Annotated in this window: 9 protein-coding genes; 8 read left to right on the plus strand and 1 reads right to left on the minus strand. The window is 69.8% G+C overall.

From position 1 onward, the window contains the following. Window positions 1-58: 58 nt before the first annotated feature. From QH290_RS28135 to QH290_RS28170, 8 genes are all read left to right on the plus strand, one after another. Window positions 59-772 carry a hypothetical protein gene (locus tag QH290_RS28135; RefSeq protein WP_280261698.1) on the plus strand — a complete coding sequence of 238 codons (714 nt, stop codon included), beginning with the start codon at window positions 59-61 and terminating at the stop codon, window positions 770-772. Beyond that, window positions 769-1,710, plus strand: coding sequence for an ABC transporter ATP-binding protein (locus QH290_RS28140; protein ID WP_280386184.1), 942 nt, complete (start codon window positions 769-771; stop codon window positions 1,708-1,710). The genes QH290_RS28135 and QH290_RS28140 overlap by 4 nt, the downstream gene beginning before the upstream one ends. Next, entirely contained in the window at window positions 1,707-2,489 is a 783-nt protein-coding gene (locus QH290_RS28145) for an ABC transporter permease (RefSeq protein WP_280261701.1), read from the plus strand. The genes QH290_RS28140 and QH290_RS28145 overlap by 4 nt, the downstream gene beginning before the upstream one ends. A gap of 75 nt (window positions 2,490-2,564) precedes the next feature. After that, window positions 2,565-6,416, plus strand: a complete 3,852-nt coding sequence (locus QH290_RS28150) for an ABC transporter ATP-binding protein (RefSeq protein ID WP_280386186.1) — start codon at window positions 2,565-2,567, stop codon at window positions 6,414-6,416. A gap of 184 nt (window positions 6,417-6,600) precedes the next feature. Beyond that, on the plus strand, window positions 6,601-10,419 hold the full coding sequence (locus QH290_RS28155; RefSeq protein WP_280386188.1) for a multifunctional oxoglutarate decarboxylase/oxoglutarate dehydrogenase thiamine pyrophosphate-binding subunit/dihydrolipoyllysine-residue succinyltransferase subunit: 3,819 nt from the start codon (window positions 6,601-6,603) through the stop codon (window positions 10,417-10,419). 15 nt (window positions 10,420-10,434) lie between these two features. Continuing rightward, entirely contained in the window at window positions 10,435-11,142 is a 708-nt protein-coding gene (locus QH290_RS28160) for an AAA family ATPase (protein WP_425303657.1), read from the plus strand. Between the two features lie 101 nt (window positions 11,143-11,243). Continuing rightward, the gene (locus tag QH290_RS28165; protein ID WP_280263547.1) at window positions 11,244-11,927 is read left to right on the plus strand and encodes a PadR family transcriptional regulator; all 684 of its coding nucleotides are present in this window, start codon (window positions 11,244-11,246) and stop codon (window positions 11,925-11,927) included. Then, on the plus strand, window positions 11,924-13,405 hold the full coding sequence (locus QH290_RS28170; RefSeq protein ID WP_280263550.1) for a DHA2 family efflux MFS transporter permease subunit: 1,482 nt from the start codon (window positions 11,924-11,926) through the stop codon (window positions 13,403-13,405). Before QH290_RS28165 ends, QH290_RS28170 begins: the two co-directional genes overlap by 4 nt. Here QH290_RS28170 and QH290_RS28175 read toward each other — a convergent pair whose 3' ends face one another. Beyond that, window positions 13,406-15,082: a molybdopterin-dependent oxidoreductase gene (locus QH290_RS28175; protein WP_280386190.1), complete on the minus strand. Its 1,677-nt coding sequence runs from the start codon at window positions 15,080-15,082 to the stop codon at window positions 13,406-13,408. Between the last annotated feature and the right edge of the window lie 33 nt (window positions 15,083-15,115).

The following is a 15,115-nucleotide window of genomic DNA, read 5'->3' on the forward strand; positions in this document are numbered from 1 at the left end:
AAGCAGAACCATATGGACTATCAATAGGTACACAGCCACCGATGCGAAGGGGTAGACGATGTTCAAGGGCGGTGCGGAGAAGGCGGTGAAGGCACTGCTCGACAACGGGGCGCAGCTACAGGCCCCGGCCGTCGCCAAGTATGTCGACCGCTTCCGGCGGTCGCATCCCGACGAGAGCCCCGCCCAGATCATCGAGCGGCTGGAGCGGATCTACCTGAACACGGTGACCGGCAGCGGCACCGCGGTCGGGGCCACCGCCGCGGTCCCCGGCGTCGGCACCGTCGCCTCCCTGGCCGCGATGAGCGCGGAGACCACCTTCTTCCTGGAGGCGTCGGCGGTGTTCACCCTGGCCGTCGCGGCCGTGCACGGCATCGCCCCCGACGACAAGGAGCGCCGCCGTGCCCTGGTGCTGGCGGTGGTGCTGGGCGAGAGCGGCATGCAGATCGTCGAGAAGAACGTCGGCCATTCGGCGAAGAACTGGGGATCGCTGCTGGCCAACCAGATCCCCGGCATCCGCAATATGAACGAGTCGCTGATGAAGCGGTTCATCGTGCAGTTCATCGCCAAGCGCAGCGCGCTCATGTTCGGCAAGGTGCTGCCCGCCGGAATCGGCGCGGCCGTGGGCGGTTTCGGCAACCGCGCGATCGGCAAGCACACCATTTCCAACGCGCGACAGGCCTTCGGCCCGGCCCCGCTGACCTGGCCCAACCCCACGGTGATCGACGCGGATCCGCTGCCGGCGCTGGACGACAAGTCCTCCGGGCAGCAATGAGCGCGGCGCAGCCGCCCGCCTTCGCCGCCGCCGGGCTGACCAAGAGGTTCGAGGCCGTGGGCGCGGTGCGCGAGGTGAGCTTCACCGTGCCGCCGGGTACCACCGCCGCGCTGGTCGGTCCCGCCGGTTCCGGCAAGACCACGATCGTGCGCATGCTGCTGGGGCTACTGCCGCCAACCTCGGGCGGCGCGGCGTTCGGTGGCCGTGGATCGCAAGCACCGCGACCGGCCGGATCGGTCGGCACCGTGCTGCAGCCGCGCGGACTGCACCCGGCCCGGACGGTGCGCGGTCAGCTGCGCGTCTACGCCCCCGCCGTGGGCGTCGCCGACGACCGGGTCGACGCCCTGCTCGAACTCATGAGCCTGGAAGCCGTTGCCGGAGAACGGATCCGGGCGCTACCGGCGAGCGTGCACACGCGGCTGGCCCTGGCGATCGCGCTGCTGGGTGATCCGCCGCTGCTGGTTCTCGACGACCCGTTCGCCGGGCTCGAACCGGCCGAACGCGGCTGGCTCGCGGACTATCTGCGCGGGCACGCCCGCCGCGGCGGCACCACCCTGGTGACCTCGCAGAGCCTCGCGGCCGTGCTGCCGGTGGCCGACCAGCTGATCGTGCTCGGCGGCGGGTCGGTGGTGTACCAGGGCAGCCCCCGCCGGCTGCGGCGCAGCCACCCCGACCGCCTGGTGGTGGGCGCGTCCAGCGCCATCGCCTTGGCCACCACGCTGGCCGCGCGGGGATACACCGATACCGTGATGCGCGCCGACGGGCGCCTGGCCGTGGCCGAAGCCTCGCAGGACGAGATCGTCGCCGCCGCGAGCACCGCCCGCGTGCAGCTGACGGAGATGATCCCCGAACCGGTACACCCCGACCGGGTGCTGGCCGCGCTCACCAGAACCGCACCGACCGTCCAACCACCGATGCCTTACGGGACGCCACCATGATTCCGACCCTGCCCACGGATGTGAGCCGGGCTGCCACCGCCGAACTCCGCAAGATCACCACGCTGCGCGCGGGCTGGGTGCTGCTCGGGCTCTGCGCCGCGATCGGCTTCGTGGCCACGGCCGTCACCGCGATCACCGGCAGCGGCCCGCAGCAGGATCAGGCGCTGGCGACCGGCACCGCCAGCATCGGTATCTATCTGGGCGTGGCGGCGGCGCTGGCCGCGTCCGCGGTGTTCGCGGCGCTCGGATCGGGCGGCGAGTACCGCGATCGGAGCATGCCGCTGACCGCTCTGTTCACCTCGGATCGCGATGTGCTGTGCGGCGCGAAACTCGCTGTCGCCGCGGGCTTTTCATTGCTGCTCGCGCTGGCGGCGGAGGTGGGCGCCGCGCTCGCGCTGGCGGCGTTCGGACGCGACCGGATCGAGTTCGGGCTGCGGCTGGTGAGCGTGTTCGGCGGCGGGCTGCTGGCGGCGGTGTGCTGGGGCGTGATCGGCGCGAGCCTCGGGTTGCTGCTGCGCTCGGCGGTACCGGCGATCGCGGCCCTGGCCGGTTGGCTGGTGGTCGTCGAGCCCCTGCTGTGGGTGGTCCTCGACGGCATCGGCCTTCCCGGATTCGCGGTGCTACTGCCGGGCTCGGCGACCGTCGGCACGGTCGCGGTCGACTCGTTCCCGAAGAGCCCGTTCCTGCCGCCGAGCGCCGCCTCGATCGTCGTGCTGCTGCTCTGGGCGGCCGCCGCGGGCGGCGCGGCGTGGTGGTTGCTGCGCGAGCGGGAGATCTGAGCGGGCGCGGACTCGGCCACCCGGCGGCTGCGGGAACAAAGCCGTGTCGGTGGGCGTCGGTAGGTTCGAAACGATATGAGTGACGCCGACGCAACCGCACAGCGCGGCCCCGGGTGGATACGCCGACTGTGGGCCGCGTGCCGAGCGCATCCGAGGCTGCTGACCGGTGTGATCGCGGCGGTGATCGGGGGTGCGCTGGCGGAGGTCGCCGCGCCGCTGGCGGCCAAGCAGGCGCTCGACAGCGCGCGGGTCGGCGATACCCGGGCCATCGGCGCGATCGCGATCGTGCTGGTGCTGCTGGCGGCGGTGCGGTTCGCCACCGCGTACGGGCGGCGGTGGCTCGCCGGGCGCCTGGCGCTGGATGTGCAGCACGGACTGCGGGTTTCGCTGCTGACGGCGCTGCACCGCTACGACGGGCCGGGCCAGGACTCGTTGCGCACCGGGCAGGTGGTGTCGCGATCGATCACCGATCTGCAACTGGTGCAGGGACTGCTGGCCATGGCGCCGCTGTCGGCGGCCTCGCTGCTGATCTTCGTCCTGGCCGCCGCGGTGATGCTGGTGCTGTCACCGCTGCTGGCGATCGTCGCGCTGCTGACGGTTCCGGCGCTGGGGGTGGTGGTGTATCGCACCCGGCCGCTGCTGCACGCGGCCACCTGGTCGGCCCAGCAGCGCGCGGCCGACCTGGCCCAGCACGTCGAGGAGACGGTCACCGGGGTCCGGGTGGTGAAGGGCTTCGGGCAGGAGGGCCGGATGGTCCGGCTGCTCGAGGGCCACGGGCGGCGGCTGTACGCGGAACGGATGCGGGCCGCGCGCATCGACTCCCGGTTCGCGCCGACGGTGGCGGCCATTCCGCAGATCGGCATGGTCGTGGTGATCGCGCTCGGCGGCACGCTGGCCCTGCGCGAGGTGATCGGGGTCGGGACGTTCCTCGCCTTCGCCGCCTATGTCACCATGCTGGCCTCCAGCACCCGCATCGTGTCGAACGTGATCGTCATGGCGCAGCTGACCCGCGCGGCCGCCGAACGCGTCTACCAGGTCATCGATTCGGCACCCGCAGACACCGACCCGCCCGACCCGCGGCCCCTGCCCGACGGCCCGCTCGGCATCGAGATGCGCTCGGTGACTTTCGGTTTCGATCCGGACCGCCCGGTGCTGCGCGATTTCGACCTGTCCGTGCGGCCCGGCGAGACCGTCGCGATCATCGGGCCCGCCGGTTCCGGGAAGTCCACGCTCGCGCTGCTGCTGCCCCGGCTGTTCGCGCCGGACGCCGGGCAGATCGTGCTGCGGGGACCGACGAGCGCGGCAGGCCAGCCCGATGGTGAACACGCCGCAGGAACGCCGTGCGAGGTGGACATCGCCGATGTGCGCGCGGCCGAACTGCGCGCGGCGGTGGGTGTCGTCTTCGACGAGCCGTTCCTGTTCTCCGATACGGTGGCGGCCAATATCGCGCTGGGCCGCCCCGACGCCACACCGGACGAGATCCGCCGGGCCGCCCGGCTGGCGGCCGCGGACGGATTCATCGGCGAACTGCCCGACGGATACGACACGATGGTCGGCGAGCGCGGCCTCACCCTCTCCGGCGGCCAGCGGCAACGCCTGGCCCTGGCCCGCGCCCTGCTGGCCGACCCCCGCATCCTGATCCTCGACGACGCCACCTCCGCCGTGGATGCCGTCACCGAGGCCGCCATCTTCGACACGCTGCCCACCGACACCGCCCGCACCACCCTGATCCTGGCCCACCGCGAATCCACCCTCACCCACGCCGACCGCATAATCCGCCTCCCACCACCGGAGTCGACCGACAACGCCGTCCACCTCTGGCCGGATTCCGGCCAAGAGCACGCCGGAAACAAGAAGACAGCCACAGGCACCGCAAACGAGAAGGCAGCCACACTCGCCGGAAACAGCGAGGCTTCCCGCCACGCCGAGCACCCTCCCACTTCCCGGCGGGGCGAGGACTCTTCTGTTTCTCGGCGGGGCGAGAATCCTTCTGTTTCCCGGCATGCTTTTGGCCGGGATGTGCCGCCGGAGATTCGGGAGGATCTTGCTCGGCTGCCTGCGGCGACGGAGGTGCCGGGGCTCGACGAGCGGGGGCTGGAGCGGCCGGAGCCGGACTTTCGGCTGGTGCGGCTGTTGCGGCCGGTGCGGTGGCTGCTGGTGGCGGTGGTGACGCTGCTGGCGGTGGATGCCGTGATCGCCGTGGCATTTCCGGCGCTGACCCGGTACGCACTCGATGACGGCGTGGCCGCGGGCAGCGCGCGGGTGCTGGCGATCGCGGCCGTCGGCGGCACCGTGCTGGTGCTGCTGAGCTGGCTGGACGAGGCCGTCGGCACCCTGCTCTCGGCGCGCGGCGGGGAGCGCGTGCTGTACGGACTGCGGGTGCGCAGCTACGCGCACCTGCAGCGGCTCGGCCTGGACTACTACGAGCGCGAGCTGTCCGGCCGGATCATGACCCGGATGACCACCGACATCGACGCGCTGTCGACATTCCTGCAGACCGGCCTGGGCAATGCGTTGATCAGCTTCGGCACGGCCGGTGGCATCGCGGTGGCACTGCTGGTCATCGATCCCCGGCTGGCGGCGGTGGTCTTCGCCACCCTCCCGCCGCTGATCGGCGCGACCCTGATCTTCCGCCGGGTGTCCGCGGCCGCCTACTCGGCCTCCCGCGAGCGCGTGGCCACGGTGAACGCCGACTTCCAGGAGAATGTCGCCGGACTGCGCGCCACCCAGGCCTACCGGCACGAACCGCATGCGGCGCAACGCTTCACCGACTACTCCGACGCCTACCGCCGCGCCCGCATGCGGGCACAGCGGGCCATCGCGCTGTACTTCGCCTTCGTCGTCGCCTGGGCCGACCTGGCACTGGCCGCGGTGGTCTACGTGGGCGCGCGGGAGATCGCGCACGGCGCCACCACCGCCGGCACGCTGGTGGCCTTCGTGCTCTATCTGAACCTGCTGTTCGGCCCGATCATGCAGCTGTCGCAGATATTCGACAGCTATCAGCAGGCCCGGGTCGGCCTGCGCCGGATCGAGTCGCTGCTGCACACCCCGTCCTCGATCGCCCCCGACCCGCCGGAGGCGGCCGCGGTCCCCGATCGGATGCCCGCCGATGTCGTCTTCGACAAGGTGAGCTTCCGCTACCAGGACGCGAAATCGCCTGCCCTGGAAGATGTCTCACTGCACATCCCGGCCGGAACCACCCTCGCCCTGGTCGGCGAGACCGGCGCGGGCAAGTCGACGATCGTGAAACTCCTCGCACGCCTGTACGACCTGCCACCGTCCGACGCGCCGACCGGCACCATCCGCGTCGACGGCGTCGACGTCCGCGACTACCGCCTCGCCGACTACCGCGCCCGCCTCGGCGTCGTCCCGCAGGAAGCTCACCTGTTCACCGGCGACGTTGCCAGCAACATTGCATTCGGGAAACCTTTCGCCACACCCGAGCAGATCGAACGCGCCGCCGCGACGGTCGGCGCGCTGGACATGATCGCCACCCTCCCGCGCGGCATGCGGCAGCCGGTCGGCGAGGGCGGGCGTGGCCTGTCGGCCGGGCAGCGCCAGCTCGTCGCCCTGGCCCGCGCCGAACTGGTCGGTCCGGATCTGCTGCTACTGGACGAGGCCACCGCGGTCCTCGACCCCGGCAGCGAGGAAAAGGTGCTGGCAGCGAGCAATTCGCTGATGCGCGCGGGAACCGGCCACGGCCGCACCGCGGTGATCGTCGCGCACCGGCTGGCGACCGCCGCCCGGGCCGACCGCATCGCCGTCGTGGACCGCGGCCGCATCGCCGAGATCGGCACGCACGACCAGCTGCTCGCGGCCGGTGGAATCTATTCCCGGCTGTGGTCGGCGGCACGGTCTGAGGTAGGAATATTCTCGACTTCGGACGGGTCGTCACATATGAGGCTGGGTCTGTCCGGCAGTCGATAGGCGCCTCGGGGCACGCTCCACGGGGATGGGAGGCGAAAGCTTTGCGCAATCCGAAGAAACCCGCGGAGACCGCCATGGGGCGCTGTGCCGGGCCTGCGCCTATCCTCAGAAAGGGCGCATCGGCACGCAACACGCCGATTACCCGTGCCGAGCACGTCACAAACGTCGCAGCGCAAAGAACGAAATGAGGCGAACACCTGCTGTGAGCAGCTCAACATCCCAGTTCGGACAGAACCAGTGGCTAGTCGACGAGATGTACCAGAAGTACAAGCAAGACCCGTCGTCGGTCGACGAGAGCTGGCACGAGTTCCTGGCCGACTACACACCGGAATCGACGGGCGAGACCAACAGCTCGGGCCGGGCGGGTGTTGACGCTACTCCGGCCGCCGCCGCACCGACGAACACTCCCGCCCCCGCACAGGCGCCCGCCGCCGCCCCCGCACCCGCCGCCGCGCCCGCGGCCCAGGCCGCCACGCCCCCGGCCCCCAAGGTGAACTCGGCCGCCTCGGCCGCCGCCGCCCCGCCGCAGGCGCGCGCCCCCCAGACCACTCCGGCCCCGGCCTCCAACGCCGCGCCGACCACCGGCGCCCCGAAGACCGCCGAGACCGCGGACGAGGCGAAGGTGCTGCGCGGCCCGGCCGCCGCCATCGTCAAGAACATGTCGGCGTCGCTGACCATCCCGACCGCCACCAGCGTGCGCGCCATCCCGGCGAAGCTGATGATCGACAACCGCCTGGTCATCAACAACCACCTGGCCCGCACGCGAGGCGGCAAGATCTCGTTCACCCACCTGCTGGGCTACGCGATCGTGCAGGCGGTCAAGTCGTTCCCGAATATGAACCGGCACTTCGCGGAGGTCGACGGCAAGCCGAACGCGGTCACCCCCGCGCACACCAACCTGGGCCTGGCCATCGACCTCCCCGGGAAGAACGGCAACCGCACCCTGGTCGTCGCGGCCATCAAGAACTGCGAGACCATGACGTTCGCGCAGTTCCACACCGCCTACGAGGACATCGTCCGCCGCGCCCGCGACGGCAAGCTGGGCGCCGAGGACTTCTCCGGCGTCACCATCTCGCTGACCAACCCGGGCACCATCGGCACCAACCACTCGGTGCCCCGGCTGATGGCCGGTCAGGGCGCGATCATCGGCGCGGGCGCCATGGAGTACCCGGCCGAGTTCCAGGGCATGAGCGACCAGCAGCTGGCCGAGATCGGCATCGGCAAGCTGATGACGCTGACCTCCACCTACGACCATCGCATCATCCAGGGCGCGGAGTCCGGCGACTTCCTGCGCACCATCCACCAGCTGCTGATCTCCGACGAGTTCTACGACGAGATCTTCCACGGCATGGGCGTGCCCTACGAGCCCGTGCGCTGGCGCAAGGACATCAAGGAGCGCGGCGTCGACAAGAGCGTCCGCGTGCAGGAGCTCATCGCCGCCTACCGCAACCGCGGCCACCTGATGGCCGACACCGACCCGCTGCGGCTGGTGAAGGACAAGTTCCGCAGCCACCCCGATCTCGACGTCACCCAGCACGGCCTGACGCTGTGGGACCTGGACCGCGAGTTCAACGTCGCCGGTTTCCACGGCCAGGAGCGGATGAAGCTGCGCGACGTGCTGTCGCTGCTGCGCGACGCGTACTGCCGCCACATCGGCGTGGAGTACACCCACATCCTCGACCCCGAGCAGCTGGCGTGGATCCAGGAGCGGGTCGAGCAGAAGCACGCGCGTCCCACCGTCGCGCAGCAGAAGTACATCCTGAGCCGCCTCAACGCGTCGGAGGCCTTCGAGACCTTCCTGCAGACCAAGTACGTCGGCCAGAAGCGCTTCTCGCTGGAGGGTGCCGAATCGGTCATCCCGATGATGGACGCCGTCATCGACCAGTGCGCCGAGCACGGCCTGGACGAGGTCGTCATCGGCATGCCGCACCGCGGCCGCCTGAACGTGCTGGCCAATATCGTCGGCAAGCCCTACTCGCAGATCTTCACCGAGTTCGAGGGCAACATGAACCCGGCCGCCACGCACGGCTCGGGCGACGTGAAGTACCACCTCGGCGCGCACGGGACCTACATCCAGATGTTCGGCGACAACGACATCGAGGTGTCGCTGACCGCCAACCCGTCGCACCTCGAGGCCGTCGACCCGGTGCTGGAGGGCCTGGTCCGCGCCAAGCAGGACCTGCTCACCAAGGAGGACCTGGTCACCAAGGGCGAGGAGGCGCGCACCTTCTCCGTCGTGCCGCTGATGCTGCACGGTGACGCGGCCTTCGCCGGTCAGGGCGTGGTCGCCGAGACGCTGAACATGTCGGGCCTGCGCGGCTACCGCGTCGGCGGCACGGTCCACATCGTGGTGAACAACCAGATCGGCTTCACCACCGCGCCGGAGAACAGCCGCTCCACCGAGTACTCGACCGATATCGCGAAGTTCATCGGCGCCCCGGTCTTCCACGTGAACGGCGACGATCCGGAGGCGTGCACCTGGGTCGCGCGGCTGGCCACCGACTACCGCGAGCGGTTCCACAAGGACGTCGTGATCGACCTGATCTGCTATCGGCGCCGCGGCCACAACGAGGGCGACGACCCGTCGATGACCCAGCCGTACATGTACGACGTCATCGACACCAAGCGCAGCGTCCGCAAGTCCTACACCGAGGCCCTGATCGGCCGCGGCGATATCTCGATGAAGGAGGCCGAGGACGCCCTGCGCGACTACCAGGGCCAGCTCGAGCGGGTCTTCAACGAGGTGCGGGAGCTGGAGAAGTACCAGCCGGAGCCGAGCGAATCGGTCGAGAAGGAACAGACCATCCCGCAGACGGTCGTCACCGCCGTGGACAAGACGGTGCTGCATCGCATCGGCGACGCCTTCGTCGATGTGCCCGAGGGCTTCAGCGTCCACCCGCGCGTCAAGCCGGTGCTGGATCGCCGCCGCGAGATGGCCTACGAGGGCAAGGTCGACTGGGCGTTCGCGGAGCTGCTGGCCTTCGGCACGCTGATCGACCAGGGCCGCGCGGTGCGCCTGACCGGTCAGGACTCGCGGCGCGGCACGTTCACCCAGCGGCATTCGGTGGTCATCGACCGCAAGACCGGCGCCGAGTACACCCCGCTGCACAACATCGGCAGCGCCAACCCGGGCTGGTTCGCGGTGCACGACTCCGCGCTCAGCGAGTTCGCCGCCGTCGGCTTCGAATACGGCTACTCGCTGGGTAATCCGGACGCGCTGGTGCTGTGGGAGGCGCAGTTCGGCGACTTCGTCAACGGCGCGCAGTCGATCATCGACGAGTTCATCTCCTCCGGTGAGGCCAAGTGGGGCCAGCTGTCCGACGTCGTGCTGCTGCTGCCGCACGGCCACGAGGGCCAGGGTCCCGACCACACCTCCGGCCGCATCGAGCGGTTCCTGCAGCTGTGCGCGGAGGGGTCGATGACGGTGGCGGTGCCGTCCACCCCGGCCAACTACTTCCACCTGCTACGCCGGCACGTGCTCGACGGCATCCGCCGCCCGCTGATCGTCTTCACCCCGAAGTCGATGCTGCGCAACAAGGCCGTGGTGTCCAATATCGAGGACTTCACCGACAGCAAGTTCCGCTCGGTGTTCGAGGAGCCGACCTACGAGAGCGGCGACGGCGATCGCAGCAAGGTGAAGCGGATCCTGCTGACCAGCGGCAAGCTCTACTACGAGCTGGCGGCGGAGAAGGCCAAGAAGAACCGCGACGACGTGGCGATCATCCGCGTGGAGCAGCTCTACCCGATTCCCTCGTACCGGCTCAACGAGAAGCTGGCGACCTACCCGAACGCCACCGACCTGGCGTGGGTGCAGGAGGAACCGGCGAACCAGGGTGCCTGGCCGTTCTTCGGCCTGAACCTGCCGGAGATCCTGCCGGAGCGGTTCAACAAGCTGCGCCGGATCTCGCGCCGCGCCATGTCGGCCCCGTCCTCGGGTTCGAGCAAGGTGCACGCGGTGGAGCAGGCCGAGATCATCGCCGAGGCGTTCACGCCGACCGCGTAAGGGTTGACCGGATCACTGCTACTGCGCCGGGTCGAATTCGCTCCATCGGAGCGGTTCGACCCGGCGTCGTGGTATCTGGACGTGCCGGTCATCGCCGAAATATGTTCGGACGGGCTGACTTTCGAGAAGCCGGTGACGGTGATTGTCGGGGAGAACGGGGTCGGGAAGTCGACGCTGGTGGAGGCGATCGCCGGGAGCTGGCAGGCCGGGATGCACCGGGCGGAGGACCACATGTGGGCTCCGGGCCGCACATCCGGCGACAGCGATCTGAAATACCACCTGCGCTGCGACGGCGTGTACCCGCGGCCGACGAACGGCGGTTTCCTGCGCGCCGAAGCCATGCTGAATCTCTTCGAGACCGTCGACGCCACGCGCGTGCGCGACACCGATCAGGTGTGGAACAACCTCTCCCACGGCCAGTCTTTCCTGCGCTATGTCGCCGAACGCCCTGTGGGGCAAGGGCTTTGGCTGCTCGATGAGCCCGAGGCCGCGCTGTCGTTCCAGTCCTGCCTGGCGCTGGTCGGCGTCCTGATCGACCTGGCCGCCGAGGGCTCGCAGGTGATCATGGCAACCCACTCCCCCCTGCTCGCCGCCTGCCCGGACGCGGAGATCCTAGAACTCACCGAGGACGGCATCGAGTACCGCGAGTGGGATCGGCTCGACATGGTGCGCAACTGGCGCGCCTTCCTCGATTCGCCGCAGCAGTATCTGCGCCATTTGTAGCCCATCGGCGGCACTGTGACTCCGCTCATCCGCCCTTGTTCAGCAAAGATTCCGCACCGTATATTCGGCGTGGAGTATTTCGACGCGGAGGGAGAACGACGATGACGAAGCAGCCGGGTGCGACGCTGACGCCGCTGGCGCTGGCGGTGCTCGCGCTGCTGGAAGAACGCCCGATGCATCCGTACGAGATGTATCAGCTGCTGTTGCAGCGCCGGGAGGACTATTTGCTCAAGATCCGCCCCGGCTCCCTCTATCACACGGTGACGCGGCTGGCCGAGCAGGAACTGGTCTACGCCGAGGGGACCGACCGCGCGGGCAATCGCCCCGAGCGCACGACGTACCGGATCACCGAATCCGGCACCACCGCCTTGCGCACTCGAATATCCGACCTCATCCGCCGCCCCCTCCGCGAATATCCGATCTTCCCGCTGGCCCTGTCCGAGGCGCACAATCTGCCCCGCGAGGAGGTGATCGCGCTGCTGCGCGAGCGCATCGGCTGGCTCGACGACGACATCACCGAACTGGACGCCCTGCACGACTGGCTGACCACGCACAAGGTCGCCCGGCGGTACTGGATGGTCCTCGAGTACCTGCGCGGCCAGGTCGACGCCGAGGTCACCTGGCTGCGCCGCATCACCTCCGAACTGGAATCCGGTGCCCTGGAATGGGAACCGTTCACCCCCGACGGCATCCGCATCACTCCGGAGACCGGCGTCATCGGCCACGGCTGGGGCGCGGCGGTCACCGACGACGTGCTCGCCGAGCTGCGGAAAGGAATCTCATGACGACTCAACGCAATCCGTGGCTGGCGCTCTACGCGCTGGTCGTCGGGTTCTTCATGATCCTGCTCGATATGACCATCGTCGCGGTGGCCAACCCTGCGATCATGACCGACCTGCACACCGACATGACCAAGGTCATCTGGGTGACCAGCGCGTACCTGCTCACCTACGCGGTGCCGCTGCTGGTGACCGGACGACTCGGAGATCGCTTCGGGCCCAAGAACATCTACCTGATCGGCCTGGCCGTATTCACCCTCGCCTCGCTGTGGTGCGCCATGTCCACCACCGTCGAGATGCTGATCGCGGCGCGCGCGGTGCAGGGCCTGGGCGCGGCGCTGATGACACCGCAGACCATGGCGGTGATCACCCGCACCTTCCCGCCGGACCGGCGCGGCGCGGCGATGGGGCTGTGGGGCGGCGTGGCGGGTCTGGCCACGCTGGTCGGCCCGATCCTCGGCGGCGTGCTCGTGGACTGGCAGGGCTGGAACTGGATCTTCTACATCAACGTGCCGATCGGCATCGTCGCCTTCGTGCTCGCCGTGTGGCTGGTGCCCGCACTGGAGACGCACGAGCACAAGTTCGACCTGGTCGGGGTGGTGCTCAGCGGTGTCGGCATGTTCCTGCTGGTGTTCGGCATCCAGGAGGGCAATACGCACGACTGGAACGCGTGGATCTGGACGATGATCATCGCGGGCCTGGTGGTGTTCGGGCTGTTCGTGGTCAATCAGGCCCGCAATACCGGCGAGCCGCTGGTGCCGTTGAGCCTGTTCCGCGATCGCAACTTCGCGCTGTCCAGCGTGGCCATCGCCGCGATGGGCGCCGCGGTGACGGCCCTGATGGTGCCCGCGTACTTCTACCTGGAGGCGGTGCGGGAATTCTCGCCGACCAAGGCGGCGCTGGTGTTCGCGCCGATGGCGATCGTCACCGGCCTCACCGCGCCGTTCATCGGCAAGATCTCCGACCGGATGCCGCCGCGCATCATCCCGACCATCGGCTTCTTCCTGTTCGCCGCCTCGGTGTTCGGCTTCTCGGTGCTGATGAAGCCCGACGGTTCCATTCCGCTGTTCCTGGTGATCGCGGCGATCGCCGGTCTGTCCAACTCGTGCATCTGGGCACCGCTGGCCTCCACGGCCACCCGCAACCTGCCGGTCTCCCAGGCCGGTGCCGGCGCGGGCGTGTACAACACCACCCGGCAGGTCGGATCGGTGCTCGGCAGTGCCGCCATCAGCGCGCTGATCTCCGCCCGCATGTCCGCGCAGGGCCTGGGCGGGGCCAATGTCTCCGAGGGCGGCGGCACCACCATGGGCAAGCTTCCGGAGGCCATCGTCGACAAGTTCAGCAGCGCCCTGGGCCAGTCGATGATCCTGCCCGCCGCCATCCTCCTGATCGGCGTCGTCGCCTCGGCCCTGTTCGTGAGCGGCAAGTCCAAGTCGACCGGCGCGGAGGCCGACGCCAAGGTCCCGGTCGACATCGGACACTGATCAGCCAACGCGGACCGAGACCGTCGGATATCCCGTGGCACCGTCGGGGATGACATCCCGGACCTCCGAGGTCTGGGTCCGGCCGGTGGCATCGGTGGAGCGGGCGCGCAGGGTGTGGGGGCCCGGGGTGGCGGCCCAGTCGTAGGACCACTGGCGCCAGGTGTCGATCGTGGGTTCGGCGGCCAGGCGGGCGGATTCCCAAGGGCCGTCGTCGATTTGGACCTCGACGGCCCGGATGCCGCGATGCTGGGCCCAGGCCACACCCGCCACGACGACGCGGCCGCCGCTCACCCGGGCGCCCGAACGCGGGGTGTCGATGCGGGTGCCGGTCTTGATCGGGCCGTGTGCCGACCAGCCGCGCTTGGTCCAATAGGCCTGGGCGCGGTCGAATCTCGTGATCTCCAGCTCGGTCACCCATTTCGTGGCCGACACGTAGCCGTACAGGCCGGGCACGACCAGCCGGGCGGGATAGCCGTGCGCGACGGGCAGCGGCTCACCGTTCATGCCGACGGCCAGCAGGGCATCGCGGCCGTCGATGAACGTAGCGAGCGGGCTGCCCGCGGTGAACCCATCGACGCTGCGGGACAGCACCATATCGGCATCCGGATGCGGGCGGGCCTCGGCGAGCAGTTCGTCGAGCCGGTAGCCGAGCCAGCGCGCGTTGCCGATCAGATCCCCGCCGATGGGATTGGAGACGCACGCCAGCGTCACCAGCCGCTCGACCGCCGGGCGCCGCATGAGATCGGCGTAGCCGAGCCGGATTTCGCGCTCCACCATGCCGTGGATGCGCAGCGACCAGGTGTCGGTGCTGACCTGCGGCACCACCAGCGCGGTATCGATCCGGTAGAAGTCGGCGTTGCTGGTCAGATACGGTGTGAGACCGGGAATTCGGAGATCGGCGGCCGGATCGATCGGTGGCGCAGCAACATTCGGCAGCGGCAGCTGCACCGCCGCCCGCTCCGAGGACACGCTGTGCACCCGCGCACCGAGCAGCCGCCCCGCCAAACCCGTTGCGGCGGCGAGAATTCCGACACCGACAATGCCTCGCACGGCCTGCCGCCGGTCCAGCGCCCCGGCCGAAACATCGGAAGCGGCAGGGCCGTCGGCGCTATCCCGTGTGCCGGATGCCGCGTGGCCCGCCGATGTCGCGCGCGAGGCGCCCGGGGCCGCGACCACATCGTCGCGCGGGCGCCCTCCCACACCGGGCGCGGCCCGAGGCCGGGCCGGTACGCCGTCCCGCCCCGGTGCCACCTGCTCGCAGCGTCGAATCGACCAGCGCAGCACCATGATTCCGAGCACGACGCCCACCAGCGACGGCAACGCCCAGGTCCACGACGCTCCCGGCCGGTTCGCCGCGACGAATGCGGCCACCAGACCGAACACGGCCAGCACCGCGGAGCCGAACGGACGATCCGTGCGCTCGATGCGCCCCGCCAGCGCCGCCACCGCCGCCGCGACAACCCCCATGCAGACGAACAGCACCAGCTTGTCGTTGGTGCCGAAGGTGTCGATCGCCCATTCCCGCACCCGGTCCGGCGTGCGGTCCACCACGGTGGAACCGATCGCCGCCAGGGGTGCGCTTCCCGCGCCGACCGGCACCGCCACCAGCTCCGCCACGCCCAGCGTCAGCCCGGCGGCCACGATCCCGCAGGCCGCGCGCAGTCCCGATCCGGTCATACCGTGAGCGTACGTCCGCCTCCCCGCCCTCCG

The sequence above is a fragment of the Nocardia wallacei genome, from assembly GCF_029869545.1.
GTDB classification, from domain to species: Bacteria; Actinomycetota; Actinomycetes; order Mycobacteriales; family Mycobacteriaceae; genus Nocardia; species Nocardia wallacei_A.

Excerpts from the sequence above, each read along its gene's own strand:
- QH290_RS28175 (WP_280386190.1), bottom strand. The coding sequence starts at position 15,082 with ATGACCGGATCGGGACTGCGCGCGGCCTGCGGGATCGTGGCCGCCGGG.
- QH290_RS28170 (WP_280263550.1), top strand. The coding sequence starts at position 11,924 with ATGACGACTCAACGCAATCCGTGGCTGGCGCTCTACGCGCTGGTCGTC.
- QH290_RS28150 (WP_280386186.1), top strand. The coding sequence starts at position 2,565 with ATGAGTGACGCCGACGCAACCGCACAGCGCGGCCCCGGGTGGATACGC.
- QH290_RS28135 (WP_280261698.1), top strand. The coding sequence starts at position 59 with ATGTTCAAGGGCGGTGCGGAGAAGGCGGTGAAGGCACTGCTCGACAAC.
- QH290_RS28165 (WP_280263547.1), top strand. The coding sequence starts at position 11,244 with ATGACGAAGCAGCCGGGTGCGACGCTGACGCCGCTGGCGCTGGCGGTG.
- QH290_RS28140 (WP_280386184.1), top strand. The coding sequence starts at position 769 with ATGAGCGCGGCGCAGCCGCCCGCCTTCGCCGCCGCCGGGCTGACCAAG.
- QH290_RS28145 (WP_280261701.1), top strand. The coding sequence starts at position 1,707 with ATGATTCCGACCCTGCCCACGGATGTGAGCCGGGCTGCCACCGCCGAA.
- QH290_RS28155 (WP_280386188.1), top strand. The coding sequence starts at position 6,601 with ATGAGGCGAACACCTGCTGTGAGCAGCTCAACATCCCAGTTCGGACAG.